10 protein-coding genes and 1 pseudogene are annotated in these 14,598 nt (G+C 74.5%); 8 read left to right on the top strand and 3 right to left on the bottom strand.

Features of this window, described 5'->3' with window-relative positions; all coding sequences use genetic code 11:
* Positions 1-142: 142 nt before the first annotated feature.
* Positions 143-679, bottom strand: a complete 537-nt coding sequence (locus tag CTKZ_RS00585) for an RNA polymerase sigma factor (protein WP_124341103.1) — start codon at positions 677-679, stop codon at positions 143-145.
* A 218-nt stretch (positions 680-897) separates the two neighbouring features.
* Between CTKZ_RS00585 and CTKZ_RS00590 the strand changes: the two genes are divergently transcribed.
* The 3 genes from CTKZ_RS00590 to CTKZ_RS00600 all read left to right on the top strand — a co-directional run bounded on the left by CTKZ_RS00590 (position 898) and on the right by CTKZ_RS00600 (position 4,762).
* Positions 898-3,198 (top strand): sodium-translocating pyrophosphatase, encoded by a 2,301-nt coding sequence (locus tag CTKZ_RS00590; RefSeq protein ID WP_124341104.1) that lies wholly within the window; start codon positions 898-900, stop codon positions 3,196-3,198.
* 105 nt (positions 3,199-3,303) lie between these two features.
* Complete coding sequence (locus CTKZ_RS00595) at positions 3,304-4,008, top strand: ThuA domain-containing protein (RefSeq protein WP_235843103.1); 705 nt, start codon at positions 3,304-3,306, stop codon at positions 4,006-4,008.
* A 13-nt stretch (positions 4,009-4,021) separates the two neighbouring features.
* The gene (locus CTKZ_RS00600; RefSeq protein ID WP_124341105.1) at positions 4,022-4,762 is read left to right on the top strand and encodes an endonuclease/exonuclease/phosphatase family protein; all 741 of its coding nucleotides are present in this window, start codon (positions 4,022-4,024) and stop codon (positions 4,760-4,762) included.
* 71 nt (positions 4,763-4,833) lie between these two features.
* On the opposite strand, the gene grpE is transcribed toward CTKZ_RS00600, so the two are convergent.
* A complete protein-coding gene (gene grpE, locus CTKZ_RS00605) occupies positions 4,834-5,520 on the bottom strand; it encodes a nucleotide exchange factor GrpE (RefSeq protein WP_124341106.1) in 687 nt (228 codons plus the stop codon).
* A gap of 230 nt (positions 5,521-5,750) precedes the next feature.
* On the opposite strand from grpE, the gene CTKZ_RS00610 reads away from it, so the two are divergent.
* A complete protein-coding gene (locus CTKZ_RS00610; protein WP_124341107.1) occupies positions 5,751-7,295 on the top strand; it encodes a DUF7059 domain-containing protein in 1,545 nt (514 codons plus the stop codon).
* 67 nt (positions 7,296-7,362) lie between these two features.
* Here the strand turns inward: CTKZ_RS00610 and CTKZ_RS00615 are convergent, their stop codons facing one another.
* Entirely contained in the window at positions 7,363-10,383 is a 3,021-nt protein-coding gene (locus tag CTKZ_RS00615) for a glycosyl hydrolase (RefSeq protein WP_124341108.1), read from the bottom strand.
* A gap of 335 nt (positions 10,384-10,718) precedes the next feature.
* Between CTKZ_RS00615 and CTKZ_RS00620 the strand changes: the two genes are divergently transcribed.
* From CTKZ_RS00620 to CTKZ_RS00635, 4 genes and pseudogenes are all read left to right on the top strand, one after another.
* Positions 10,719-11,939, top strand: coding sequence for an efflux RND transporter periplasmic adaptor subunit (locus tag CTKZ_RS00620; protein ID WP_124341109.1), 1,221 nt, complete (start codon positions 10,719-10,721; stop codon positions 11,937-11,939).
* A complete protein-coding gene (locus CTKZ_RS00625) occupies positions 11,932-12,672 on the top strand; it encodes an ABC transporter ATP-binding protein (protein WP_124341110.1) in 741 nt (246 codons plus the stop codon). The genes CTKZ_RS00620 and CTKZ_RS00625 overlap by 8 nt, the downstream gene beginning before the upstream one ends.
* Positions 12,669-13,901 carry an ABC transporter permease gene (locus CTKZ_RS00630; protein ID WP_124341111.1) on the top strand — a complete coding sequence of 411 codons (1,233 nt, stop codon included), beginning with the start codon at positions 12,669-12,671 and terminating at the stop codon, positions 13,899-13,901. The genes CTKZ_RS00625 and CTKZ_RS00630 overlap by 4 nt, the downstream gene beginning before the upstream one ends.
* A 137-nt stretch (positions 13,902-14,038) precedes the next feature.
* Positions 14,039-14,598, top strand: a pseudogene (locus CTKZ_RS00635) (hypothetical protein); the annotation flags it as partial.

The raw sequence follows: 14,598 nt of genomic DNA on the forward strand, positions 1-14,598 counted from the left end.
GCGCCGACGCCCGCCGCCGCCCGTCCGCCCGCGCGCGCGGCCCGGCGCCGTCGGATCCGCCCCGCCAGCGCGTCCACCGCGAGCTCCGCGTCGGGGCGGCCGGGGTCGACCGCGTCGTGCAACGTCCGGGACAGCAGCCTGCTCATCGCTCCTCCTTCGTCGTGACCAGCTCGATCTCCTCGTGCGCGTCCGGCAGCGGGCCCAGCACGGCCTCCAGCTGCGCGGCCGCGTCGAAGAGGTACCGCTTGACGGTGCCGTCGGACAGGTCCAGCCGGCGCGCGATCTCCGGCACCGTCAGGTCGTCGTAGAACCGCAGCACCACGCACGCCCGCAGCCGCGGCCGCAGCGTCGCGAGCGCCGCGTGCACGTCCAGCCGGTCGGGCGCCGACTGCTCCGGCCCCGACGTCTCCTCCGGGCGGGCGACGAGGTGCCGCAGCCCGTCCCAGCGCACCCGGCGCCGGTACCCGTCGAGGAAGATCGTCAGCACCGTGCGCCGCACGTACGCCTCCGCCGCCCCGACATCCCGCAGCGCCGACCCACGGCTGAAGCACCGCACGAGCGCGTCCTGCACGAGGTCCTCCGCGGACCGCACGTCCCCCGTGAGCAGCGCCGCGTACCGCACGAGCGCGCCGCCGCGCGTGCGGACGAGGTCCCCGAGCACCTCCTGCCAGACCGCCACGTGCGCATCCTCCCGTCGTCGTCCACCGTCACGGAGAAGGACGAACGGGCGACGTGCACCGTTGGTCGCGCGACCCACGGTGGACGTCCACCTGCGCGTCACGTCCTCGTGCGACCCAGGTCACATCGCGTGGCTAGACTCTGCGGGTCCGGCGGCAACGGGGCCGCGGGACAGGCACGGTCAGGGGGAGCGTGCCGGGCACCATCCTGGGAGGATGCATGGTCGAGCTCGGTTCCACGAGCATCACGATCGTCGTGGTCATCGCAGCGGTCGCGGTCGCGTCCCTGGTCGTCGCTGCCGTGCTGCGCCGTCAGGTGCTCGCGGCCGGTGAGGGTACGGCCTCCATGCGCGAGATCGCGCGCGCGGTCCAGGAAGGGGCGTCGGCGTACCTGAGCCGGCAGTTCCGCACCCTGGCCATCTTCGCGGTCGTCGTCTGCGCCCTGCTGTTCCTGCTGCCGGGAGACGCCGGCATCAAGGTGGGGCGGTCCATCTTCTTCCTCGTCGGCGCGCTGTTCTCCGCGTCGATCGGGTTCCTGGGCATGTGGCTCGCGACGCGCGCGAACCTGCGCGTCGCGGCGGCCGCGTCCCAGCCCGGCGGTCGCGCCGAGGGGGCGCGCATCGCGTTCCGCACCGGCGGCGTCGTCGGGATGAGCGTCGTCGGCCTCGGTCTGCTGGGTGCCGCGGCGGTCGTGCTGCTGTACCGCGGCGAGGCGCCCGGCGTCCTCGAGGGCTTCGGCTTCGGCGCCGCGCTGCTCGCGATGTTCATGCGCGTCGGCGGCGGCATCTTCACCAAGGCGGCCGACGTCGGCGCCGACCTCGTCGGCAAGGTCGAGCAGGGCATCCCCGAGGACGACCCGCGCAACGCCGCGACCATCGCGGACAACGTGGGCGACAACGTCGGCGACTGCGCGGGCATGGCGGCCGACCTGTTCGAGTCGTACGCCGTGATGCTCGTCGCCGCGCTCATCCTCGGCAAGGCGGCGTTCGGCGAGCACGGGCTCGTCTTCCCCCTCGTCGTGACGACCGTCGGCGCGCTCGTCGCGGCGCTGGGCGTCGCGATCACGCGGGTCCGCGGCAACGAGAGCGGCCTCACCGCGATCAACCGCGGCTTCTACATCTCGGCGCTCGTGGGCGTCGCGCTCGCGGCCGTCGCGGCGTTCGTCTACCTGCCGTCGTCCTTCGCGGACTTCACGGGCGGCACGGCCGGGCTGGAGAACCACGCGGGAGACCCGCGGCTCATCGCGTCGGCCGCCGTCGCGATCGGCGTCGTGCTCGCCGGGATCATCCTGTGGGTCACCGGTTACTTCACCGGCACGACGAGCAAGCCCACGCTGCACGTCGCCAAGACGACCCTGACCGGCGCCGCGACCGTCGTCCTGTCGGGCATCGGCGTCGGGTTCGAGTCCGCGGTCTACACGGCGGGCATCATCGCCGCCGCGATCTGCGGCGTGTTCCTCATCGCGGGCGGCAACGTCGCGCTCGCCCTGTTCCTCATCGCGCTCGCGGGCTGCGGTCTGCTCACCACCGTCGGCGTCATCGTCGCGATGGACACGTTCGGGCCGGTCAGCGACAACGCGCAGGGCATCGCCGAGATGTCCGGCGACGTCAGCCCCGAGGGTGCGCAGATCCTCACCGACCTGGACGCCGTCGGGAACACCACGAAGGCCGTCACCAAGGGCATCGCGATCGCGACCGCCGTGCTCGCCGCGACCGCGCTGTTCGGGTCCTACGCGGACGCGGTGCGGGTCGCGCTGGGCGACATCACCGGGTCGGTCGGCGACGACATCGCCACGGCGATGCTGTCGTACGACATCATCAGCCCGGTCACGCTCGTCGGCGTGATCCTCGGCGGTGCGACCGTCTTCCTGTTCTCCGGCCTGGCGATCGACGCCGTGACCCGCGCCGCGGGCGCGATCGTCTTCGAGGTGCGCCGCCAGTTCCGCGACTTCCCCGGCATCATGACCGGCGAGACGCGGCCCGAGTACGGCAAGGTCGTCGACATCTGCACGCGCGACTCGCTGCGCGAGCTCGCCACCCCGGGCCTCCTCGCGGCGTTCGCACCCATCGCCGTCGGCTTCGGCCTCGGCGTCGGGCCGCTCGCCGGGTTCCTCGCCGGGGCCATCGGCGCCGGTGTCCTCATGGCGGTGTTCCTCGCGAACGCGGGCGGCACGTGGGACAACGCGAAGAAGATCGTCGAGGACGGGCACTACGGCGGCAAGGGTTCCGACGCGCACGCCGCCGCCGTCATCGGTGACACCGTCGGCGACCCGTTCAAGGACACCGCGGGCCCGGCGATCAACCCGCTCATCAAGGTCATGAACCTCGTGTCGGTGCTCATCGCGCCGGCCGTCGTCGTGATCTCCGTCGGCGACGACGCGAACCACGTCGCGCGCCTGTCCATCGCGGTCGTCGCGGCGCTCATCGCGTTCGGCGCCGTCATCGCCTCCCGGCTGCGCGCGGCGCGCGTGGACCGCGAGGAGACCGTCGCGGCCGAGGCGGAGCGCGCGCTCGCGCGCTGAGGCCGGCTCCGCAGCACCCCGGACGCCGTCCGCCCCGACCCGGGGTGGGCGGCGTCCGGCGTCGCGCGGGCGTCGTCGCCGTGGGTGAGACTCGACCATCCGGCGGTGACGCACGGCCGATCGACGCAGGAGGTGGCGGTGGCGCGGGTGATGGTGCTCGTCGGGCGGGACCGGTACGGGGACCCGTGGCACGACCACGCGGCGACGTCCGACGCGGTGGCCGTGCTGCTGCGCGACGACGGGCACGACGTGACCGTCCGAAGCGTGTTCCCGGACGCGCTCGACGACGTCGGCCGGCCCGACCTGCTGGTCGTGAACTGCGGGCAGGGGCCGCTCGACACTGCGGACGCCGACGCGTGGCGCGGGTTCCACGACCGGCGCGCCGCGCTCGTCGACGACGGCGTCGCCGTCCTCGGGCTCCACCAGGCGGCCAACACGTTCGGCGACGACCCGCGCTGGGCGGCGACGCTCGGCGGACGGTGGGACGACGACGTGTCGTGGCACCCGCCGCTCGGCGCGGCACGGTTCCGGGTCGTCGACGCGACGCACCCGGTGACCGACGGGCTCGACGACGTCGACGCGGTCGACGAGCGGTACGCGGACCTCCGCGTCGCGGACGACGCGCACGTGCTGCTGGTGGCCGACGTCTCGGACGACGACGGCGCGACGCGCGCGCACCCCGTCGTGTGGGCCGCCGCCGGTCCGGGCCGTGTCCTCTACGACGCGCTCGGGCACGACGTCCGGTCGTACGCGTCCCCGTCGCGGCGCGCGCTGCTGCGCCGTGAGGTCGCGTGGCTGCTCGACGCGTGATGCGCTGGTCCCCGTGACGCTGCGACTCATGTCCTACAACGTCAAGGGCCTGCAGCAGGACGGGCGGGCCGTGGCGGAGGTCGTGCGCGCCGAGCGCCCCGACGTCCTCGCCGTGCAGGAGCCGCCACGCGGCCCCCTCGGGTGGTGGCAGCTGCACCGGTTCGCGCGACGTGCCGGGCTGCGCGTCGTCGTCGGCGGGCGCGGCGCGCGGACGACCGCGCTGCTCGCCGCCCCCGGGCTCCCCGTGACCCACGCGCACGCCCTCCCGCTGCCGTGGCAGGCGGGCACCGTGCGGCGCGGGGTCGCGCTCGCGCGCGTCGGGGGCGTCGTCGTGGTGGCCGTGCACCTCTCGCTGGACCGTGCCGAACGGCTGCGGCACCTCGACGTGCTCGACGCGCACCTGGTGGGTGCCCAGCGTCCGCTGGTGCTGGTCGGCGACCTGAACGAGCAGCCGGGCGGCCCGACCTGGCAGCGGCTGCTCGGGTCGGGGACCGCGGGGGGACTCGGGGGTGCCGGCGGGACCGCGGGGGCGCAGGCCGGGCTCGCCGGGCTGCTCGACGCGGCGCCCGACGGCCCGCCGACGTACCCGGCCGTCGACGCGCGCCACCGGATCGACGTCGTCCTGCACGACGCGAGCCTGCGCGTGGTGGCCGCGCACGTGCGCGACGACGCGCTCGTGCACCGCGCGAGCGACCACCGGCCGCTCGTCGTGGACCTGGACCTGAACCTCGGGCCCCGACCCGCGGACCCCTGACGCGCCGGCGCGTGCGAGCCGCGCGGGTCGACGTCGCGTGCGGGACGTGTCGCGTCCGCGCCGTCGACGCGTCAGCGCGGGTCGACGTACAGCTCGACGTCCGCCGGGCGCAGCACGTCGGTGGTCGTCGCCCAGCCCGACGCGTGCACCGTCGCGACCGTGCCGAGGTACTCGGGGGTCGGTGCGGGGCGGGCGTGGCACACGACGTGCAGGTCAGGGTCGAACGGGTCGCCCGCCTGCACGGGGAGCTCGCGGATCCCGACCGCCGAGAGCACGCGCCGCAGCTGGAGCGCCGCCTCGTCGGTCGTGACGAGGTCGGCGAGCGCGAGGAGCTCCTCGACCGCCGCGTCGTCGAGGTGCGGCCACTCGCCGGCCGCGAAGGCGCGCTCGGCGGCGTGCGCGCGCTCGGCTGCGAGCGCCCGCTCGACGGCGAGGGCCTGACCGACCTGCAGCGCCGGTTCGACGGCGCGGGCCTGCTCCTGCGCCCACGCGCGCTCGTCCTCGAGCTTCTTCTCGGTGTCCTTCAGCGCGGACCACGCCTGCTTGAAGCGGGCCGTCGTGTACCGGTCGTGGCGGCGTGCGCGGCGACGGCCGACGAGCGCGACGAGCGTGACCAGCGCGAAGAAGCCCGCGACGGCCCACGGCAGCCACGGGGGAGCGGCGTCGGCCCACGCGGTCACCTCGGACCACGACGGCACGGCGAGGACGGACGTGTCTGCTGTGCGCGGCCGTGCGCCCAGCGTGAGTTCGAGTGCCATGCTGCCGACGTACCTTCTGCGTGCGACTGTCCCGGGCGGGGGACCCGGGACGGGGCGGCCCCAGGGCGTCATCGTGGCGCAGAATCCGGCACACCGGGACGGATCGGTCGCGGCGCGCCTCGGACGGCGCAGGAGGACCGCTCGTTCGGGTGACACGTGCCGCCCGCGCCGCTCCTCCCGCCCCGCCGACGGTGCGCGGCCGGGCGGGCTTGCGAGGGGAGAATCGGGGCATGAGCGTCGACGTCCCGCAGCCGGACCCCGCCCTTCTCGACCACCTGCGCGACGACCTGCGGCGTGCGTCGTTCACGGTCGCTGCCGTCGAGGACCTGCTCGGGCCGGTCGCTGCGGGCGCCCTGCACCGCGAGGAGCCCGTGCCCGCGTTGCGCGCCACGGCCGCGTCCGACGAGCCCGTCGCGACGCTCGTCCGCGCGTTCCTGCTCGGCTGCCGGGTGCGCCGCGACGCGCTCGACCGGGCGCTGCCGACGCTGGGCTCGCGCGGGGCGCACGCGCTCGGTCTGGTCGACGCGAGCGGCGCGGCCCCCGACGACGACGTGCGCGCGCTCGTCGACCTGCGCCCGTACGCCGCGTCCGACGGGTCGGGCGACGTCGACTGGTGGGTCGCGTCCGACCTCGGCGAGCTCGCGACGGGGACCGCGCTGCGGACGGACCACGTGCTCGGCGTCGGCGGCGCGTCGACGACGCTCGCGCAGGTGACGGTGCGGTCGCCGCGCCGGCGGGTCCTCGACCTCGGCACCGGGTGCGGGGTGCAGGCGCTGCACGCGACGCGGCACGCCGACGCGGTCGTCGCGACGGACATCTCCCGGCGCGCGCTCGCGTTCGCGCGGTTCAACGCGGCCCTGGCGGGTGTGGCGCAGCAGGTCGAGCTGCGGGAGGGGTCGATGCTCGAGCCCGTCGCCGGGGAGCGGTTCGACCTCGTCGTCAGCAACCCGCCGTTCGTCATCACGCCGCGCTCCGCCGACGTCCCCGCGTACGAGTACCGCGACGGCGGCCGGGCCGGCGACGCGATCGTGCGCGAGCTGGTCGAGGGCGTCGGCGACGTGCTGGAACCCGGCGGGGTCGCGCAGCTGCTGGGCAACTGGGAGGTGCGACGCGGCGAGTCGTGGGACGAGCGGATCGGCGCGTGGGTCGACGCGTCCGGGCTGGACGCGTGGGTCGTGCAGCGCGAGCTCCAGGACCCCGCGCAGTACGCCGAGACGTGGATCCGCGACGGTGGCACGACGCCCGACCGGGACCGCGACGCGTGGGCGGCCTGCTACGGCGCGTGGCTCGACGACTTCGCGAGCCGCGACGTCGAGGCCGTCGGGTTCGGGATCGTGACGCTGCGCCGCCCGCTCGACGGTGCCGGCCGGACGCTGCGTCGTCTGGAGGAGGTCACGGGGACCGTCGCGCAGCCGCTCGGGCCGGTCATCGGTGCGGCGCTCGACGCCCACGACTGGCTCTCGGCCCGGAGCGACGCCGACCTGGCCGACGCACGTCTGGTCGTCGCCCCCGACGTCACCGAGGAGCGCTACCTGACGCCGGGCGCCGTGGACCCGCAGGTCGTGCTGCTGCGGCAGGGCGGCGGGTTCGGCCGGACGGTCCAGGCGGGCACGGCGCTCGCGGGCTTCGTCGGGGTGTGCGACGGCGAGCTCACGGTCGGCCAGATCGTCGGCGCGCTGGGCGCGCTGCTGGAGGTGGGTGCCGAGGCGGTCGCCGCGGACGTCCTCCCGTCGGTCCGCGGCCTGGTGACGGACGGCCTGCTCCTCCCGTCGTGAGGCGGACGCGCCGAGGGCCGGCCACCCGTGCTGGGTGACCGGCCCTCGGTCGTGCGTCACGCCCGCGTCAGCGGAGCTCGACGTCGTCGATCACGTGCGTGCCTGCGTTGAAGTAGAGGTTCACGCGTTTGACGTCGGACAGCAGCGCACCGCACTCGGCGGTCAGGGTCGTCAGGTCGACGACGAGCGGGTCGTCGCCGGTCCGGGGCCCGGAGACCCAGCCGACCTGCGCCGTCTCGCACCACTGCCACGACGAGCCGAGCTGGATCGCGGCCTTGGTGTCGAACCCGGTCGTCGAGACGACGTCGAGCGCGAGCGACGTGCGGCCGGTCCAGTCGGCGGCGGACGGGGTGAACGAGAACCACCCTCCGTCGGGTGCGGCGGCCTCGATGGCGAGGGCCCCGCCGGACGCCGTCGCCGAGCCCGGGCCGTTGTCGAGCGGCCCCCAGCCCTGCGCGCCGTCGGTGAAGTCCGAGAGCACGACGGGCTGCAGCGGCGACGGGAGCGCGTCGAACCGGTAGAGGTACCGGGCGACCTCCTGCCGCTGCACGGGCTTGAGCACCCCGAACGTGTACGGGGAGGCGGGGTCGATCACGCCGACCTCGGTCGCCCACGTGATGGCGGTCCGGTACGGGTGCCACGTCGGGACGTCGCGGAACGCCTCGGTGCCCTCGGGCTCGGGGGAGCCGGCGAGCCGCCACAGGAGCTCGGCGGTCGACGACCGGTCGAGCGGCGCGTTCGGCAGGAACAGGAGCCCGTCGTCGACGAGGCCCTCGGCGACCAGCCACTCGACCGCCGTGTAGGCGGCGTTGCTCTTCTTGACGTCGAGGAACGACGGCTTCGCGGGCGGCGTGAACGACGCCTTCTCGTAGGCGAAGAGCAGCCGGGCCGCGTCGCCGCGCTTCACGACCTTCGTCGGCTTGAACGTGCCGTCCGGGTACCCGTCGTCGAGGCCCTGGGCGTGGAGCCAGAGGATCTCGGTCTCGTACGGGTGGCCCTTCGGGACGTCGGAGAACAGCGGCGGCGGCTCGACGCCCGGCAGGGCGGCGATGTCGTCGACGACGATCGACCCGGACGCGGCGCCACCGTCGACGCTGTTCACGTAGATGTTGAACGACGTCAGGGCCTTGAGGTCGGCGTCGGAGATCCGCCGATCGGCGTGCGCGGTGTCCCACGGCGCCGGCCGCCAGTCGACGAACGGGATCGTGACGAGCTGCGGCTCGTCGCCTGCGAGCGACGGGTAGGCCTCGTAGGCGACGCCGCCGGCGTTGAGCTGCAGGACCATCTTGTTGTTCGACCCGTCGGGGTCGACCCAGATCGCGAGCTCGTTGAAGTCGGACCAGTCACCGCCGATCTGCTTGCCCAGGCCGGTGTACGTCTGCGTCGCGAAGTCGTAGTCGAGCCGCAGGGCCTTGGCGCCGCTCCCGACCGAACCGGTCTCGAGCGAGATGGTGTTGGCGCCGTAGGTGACGTACTCGGCGCGCAGCGCGGTGTCGTCGCCGTAGCCCTCGAAGTCGTCGACGACGCCGGGCGCGAACGTCGGCTTCGGGCCGAGGACGACCTGGTTCGTCGCGTCGAGCGTGCCGCCGCCGGCGAGCGTCGCCGTGGCCGACACCGTGTACGTGCTGTTGTCGAGCTGCGCGGCGGTCGGCGACCACGGCGCGCTCCACCAGAGCGACCCGTCGTACGTCAGGTCGAGCGTGTCGACGACCGTGCCGCCCTTGGCGATCTGGACGCTCGCCGCCGTGGCCGAGGCGTTCGTGACGCGCACGCGCACGGTCGACGGTGACGTGGCGACGCGCGCGGCGTCGGCGGGCGACGCGATGTGCACGACCGGCTCGGCCGGCGCGGCGTCGACCGCACGGTCGAACGCCCCGCTCACCTCGGACGCGAACAGCGTGAACGGGTCGGCCGCGTACGCCTGGAAGTCCTCGAGCAGCGCGTCGCCGGGCACGGGCACGAAGTGCTGGCCCGCGTCGAAGTTGGCCCACGTCTCCATGTACGCGTTGCGGCTCGCGACGGGGTCGGCCTTGATCGCCGCGAGCACCTTCGTGAACCACTGCGCGGGCGACGAGCCGCTCGTGCCGACGCCGCCGGTCACGCCGAACTCGGTGAACGCGGAGATCTTGCCCTTCTCGTCGGCGATCTCGGCGATCATCCGGAGGTCCGCGACGAGGCCCGTGAGGAACGCGTCGGACGCGGTGTTGTCGTACGTGTCGAGCCCGAGGACGTCGACGAACTGGTCGCCGGGGTAGGTCCGCAGGTACACGTCGCGGTTGCCGCCGAACCCGCCGCCGGGCCCCCACGCGTAGAGGAAGTTGCTCACGCCCTTGACGTCGCGCAGGTACTCGACGGTGAACCGGTAGAGCTCCTGGTACTCGCCGGGCGACCCGAACGCGGCGCCCCACCAGAACCACGAGCCCGCGTTCTCGTGCCATGGCCGGAAGATGATCGGGATGAGGTTCCCGTCCGCGTCGCGCGACTGGTCCGCGAGCTCGGCGATGTCGTCGAGGTAGGCGACGAGGTCGGCGTGGTGCGAGCCACCGGGCAGGACGGCCCGCAGCGTGTCGCCCGAGGTGTCGTAGAACGACCCACCGGTCACGAAGTTCTCGACGTGCGCGCTCACGGTGTTGATGCCGCCGAGCGCGTCGGCCTTGGCGATGTAGTCGGCCATGACCGCGATGTTCTGGTCGCGCGTGTTCTCCGCGACGCCGGGCCGCTCCTTGCCCTCGATGATGAGGGTGTCCCAGCCGAAGACGGCGGGGAAGTCGCCGGTGACGTTCTTGACGTCCGAGGTCGTGCCGTCGGTCGGGCCGGTCGTGAGGCCGAAGGACGTCGTGTGCTGGTGGCCGAACAGGATGCCGTCGCCGCGGACGTCGTCGAGGTAGGAGAAGAGGGACCGGGTCTCGGCGGTCGCGCCCGTGTCGACGATGTTCACGGTGTCGTCGGCGTGGGCCGCCGGTACGGGCGGGGCTGACTGGGCGGGGAGCGCGGACAGCCCGGTCACGGCGAGCGCCGCGGCCGTGGCGGCCAGGGTGCGGGCCGCCGACCGTCCGCGCGCGCGGCGCGGCAGGCTGCGGTTCGTCATTGAACCTCCAGGTGACGGTCGGGCCGAGCACCGGTGCTCGACCCTCCAGGGACCACGGCCGTCGCGAACCGGACGGGCGCGGACAGACTTCGTCAAGTTACCAAACTTAGTCGGAGCGGCCTAGGCCGGCGGCGCGGCAGCCGGGCCGCCTAAGCGATTCGCGCCCGCCCATGCCGCTGGCCGCGCCGGCTGCGGCCCTCGCCCGCCGGCGCCGGCGCCGGACGGGATGCCGACGCCGTCGGGTGCACAGGTCGTGCACAGCCTCGCGACAGGTCCGCGCCAGGACGCGTCCCTAGCGTCGCCAGCGCCCACCCCGACACACGAAGGACACCCGCATGCTGCGCGCCTGGAGGAGGACCCGTCGCTGGGTCCGGGCCCTCGTCGTCGCGCTCGCCGTCGGAGCGGTCGCCACCGGCACCTGGTGGTTCACGCTCCGCGACCCGAGCAGCGCCGCCGCCGAGGAACCCGTGACCCGCACCGTCACCGCGAGCCTCACGACGATGGAGAAGACCGTCGACGGCACCGGCACGCTGACGCCGGCCGTGCAGGAGGACGTGTCCTTCGCGGTCAGCGGGACCGTCACGTCGGTCGCCGTCACGCAGGGGCAGACCGTCACCGCCGGGCAGACCCTCGCGACCGTCGACACGCTGCGCCTCGACGCCGACCTGCTCGCCGCGAAGGCCGCGCTCGCCACCGCGCAGGCCCGCCTCGACGACGCGCAGGACGCCGACGACGGCACGTCGACGGCCGACGCCCAGATCGCGTCCGCGCAGGCGCAGGTCGAGGTCGCGCAGGCGCAGGTCGACGACGCGCAGGCGGCGCTCGCGGACGCGACGCTCGTCGCACCGGTCGCCGGGCTGCTGACCGTGGTGGACCTCGAGGTCGGGGAGGCGGTCACCGGCAGCGGCGACTCCGGCGCGACGAGCCCGCAGGGCGGCGACACCACGGCCACCGCGCAGTTCACGATCGTCGGGACGGACGCCTGGCAGGTCGAGGTCGGGGTCTCCGACGCGGACGTCGCGCTCGTCGAGGTCGGCGACCAGGCCGAGCTCACGGTGGACGGCGCCGACGGCACCGTCTTCGGCACGGTCGCGTCCGTCGGGCTGCTGTCCACCAGCGAGGACGGCGTCCCGTCCTACCCGGTGACGATCGCCGTCACCGGCGACCAGGAGGGGCTTCACGACGGGGTCTCCGCGGACGTGAGCGTCGTCTACGAGCGTCGGACCGACGTGCTGACCGTGCCGAGCATGGCGGTGTCGACCGTCGACGGGCAGACCGTCGTGACGAAGGTCGAGGCCGACGGGACGCAGGTCGAGACTCCGGTGACGACCGGGGAGACGTCCGACACCCTCACCGAGATCACCGACGGCCTGACCGAGGGCGACTCCGTGGTGCTCGCGGTGTTCACGCCGCGCGCGACGCAGGACGGCGGCGGTCAGCAGTCGTTCCCCGTGCCCGGCGACGGCGACATGGTCTTCCAGGGCGGCCCGGGCGGCGTGGCTCCCGGCGGCGGCACGTTCCAGGGCGGCCCGATGCAGGGCGGCGGCAATGGCTGAGCCCACGACGCTGACCGCATCCCGGCCCGCGGACGCGGACACGCCGGCCCCGGTCATCGAGCTCACGGGCGTCCGCAAGACCTACCGCACCGGCACGGTCGAGTTCGAGGCGCTGCGCGGCGTCGACCTGCGCATCGACGCGGGCGAGTACGTCGCGATCATGGGGCCGTCCGGGTCCGGCAAGTCGACGCTCATGCACATCCTCGGCTGCCTCGACATCGCCACCGCGGGCACCTACCGGCTCGCGGGGGAGGACGTCGGCGACCTCGACGAGGTCGACCTCGCGGACATCCGCAACCGGCGCATCGGGTTCGTCTTCCAGCAGTTCCACCTGCTGCCGTCGCTGTCCGCGTGGCGCAACGTCGAGCTGCCGCTCGTCTACGGGCAGGTCGCAGCGGCCGTCCGGCGCGACCGTGCCGTCGCGGCGATGCAGCGCGTCGGCCTCGGCGACCGGCTCGACAACCGCCCGGGTGAGCTGTCCGGCGGCCAGCAGCAGCGCGTCGCCGTCGCGCGTGCGCTCGTCGGCGAGCCCGACCTGCTGCTCGCCGACGAGCCCACGGGGAACCTCGACTCCGCCTCGACGCGCGACGTGCTCGCGCTGCTCGACGAGCTGCACGCGCAGGGCCGCACGATCGTCCTCATCACGCACGAGGAGGAGGTCGCGCAGCGCGCCGGACGGGTCGTGCGCGTGCTCGACGGGCTGGTCCGCACCGACGCCGGAGGTGGGCGGTGACCTGGACCGAGACCCTGCGCACCGGCTGGTCCGCGATCCGCACGCACGTCATGCGGTCGACCCTGACGGTCCTCGGCATCCTCATCGGGATCGCCGCCGTGATCCTCACCGTCGGCCTCGGGCTCGGCACCCAGAAGGACGTGTCCGACCAGATCAGCGCGCTGGGCAGCAACCTGCTCATCGTCCGGCCGGGGTCGTCGACCGACTCCTCGGGCATGCGCGGCGGGTTCGGCACCGGCACGACCCTGACCCGGGCCGACGCCGAGGCGCTCGCGTCCGACGTGAACGCGCCGGACGTCGCGGGTGTCGCCGCGGAGAAGTCGTCGGGCGCGTCGGTCGAGGCCGGTGACACCAACTGGACCACGCAGGTCGTCGGCACGACGACGTCGTGGCTCGACGTGCGCGGCCGTGAGGTCGCGTCGGGCGAGTTCTTCACCGCCGCGGACGAGGAGTCCGGCGCGGCCGTCGTCGTGCTCGGTCCCGAGACCGCGACCGAGCTGTTCGGCACGACGCGCGTCGTCGGGCAGACCGTGACCGTGGACGGGACGGACCTGCAGGTCGTCGGGGTCCTGGCGGCGGCCGGCGCGAGCGGTGACAGCGACCTCGACGACGTCGCCGTCGTGCCGATGTCGACCGCGGCCGACACCCTGTTCGGCGGCACCGACCGCAACGCCGTCTCGACGATCTACCTGCAGGCGGAGTCCTCCGACGCGCTCGGGGCCGCCTACCAGGAGGCCCAGCAGACGCTGCTCGCGCTGCACGGGATCACCGACGCCGACTCCGCCGACTTCACGATCAACAGCCAGGACGCGCTCGTGTCCACCGCGACCGCCGTCTACCGGACGCTGACCGTCCTGCTCACGGGCATCGCCGCGCTGTCGCTGCTGGTCGGCGGCATCGGGGTCATGAACATCATGCTCGTCTCGGTCACCGAACGGACCCGCGAGATCGGGCTCCGCAAGGCACTCGGTGCACCGCCGTGGGCGATCCGGCGGCAGTTCCTCGTCGAGGCCGGGGTCCTCGGGCTCGGCGGCGGCGTGCTCGGTGCCGTGCTCGGCATCGTCGGCGCGCGGGTCCTGCCCGGGCTGCTCGACACGTCCGTCGTCGTGTCCGGTGCCGCCGTCGCCGGGTCGATCGTCGTCGCGCTCGCCATCGGGCTCGTGTTCGGCGTCTACCCCGCGACGCGCGCCGCGCGGCTCGCCCCCATCGACGCGCTGCGTGCGGAGTGAGCGTGCCCCGCCGACCCCGTGGACCCGGCCGGCCCCGTGGACCCGGCCGGACCCGCCGACCACGCCGACCGTCCGTCACACCCCCGACCCGGCACGCCGCCCGGCCCACCGTCCGCGCCGCCGAAGGAGCCCTCACCATGACCCGCACCCCGCTCGACCACGGCGACCGACCCCGTCAGGGCCGGTCCGCTCCGCTCGACCGCCCCGCGACGGCCCGTCGCCGGACCGCGCTCGCGCTGCCCGCCGTCGGCCTCGTCCTCCTCCTCGCCGCGTGCTCCGGTGCGGCGGGTGACGCGGGCGCCGACCCGTCCGTGTCACCCGCCGGTGGCGGTGGTGGTGGACCGCAGACCCAGCGCGTCGACGACCCCGGCCGCGTGGTCGGCGAGATCGTCTCCGTCGACACCGCGCTCATGCAGGTCCGGGCCACCGACGAGCAGACCGCCGTCACCTGGTCCGGCACGACCACCTTCACGCAGACCGTCGCCGGCACGCTCGCCGACGTGACCGTCGGGTCGTGCGTCGTCGCGGTCGCGACCCCGACCGACGACACCGCGACCTCGGACGACACCTCGAACGGCACCTCGGACGCGCCGCTGGACGCCACGACCGTCTCGATCGGCGCGGCCGCCGACGACGGCACGTGCTCGGGCGTCGGCGGGTTCGGGGGACCGGGCGGTCGCGGCGGCGGCACGCCCGA

It is taken from the genome of Cellulomonas algicola (genome assembly GCF_003851725.1).
GTDB classification, from domain to species: domain Bacteria; phylum Actinomycetota; class Actinomycetes; order Actinomycetales; family Cellulomonadaceae; genus Cellulomonas; species Cellulomonas algicola.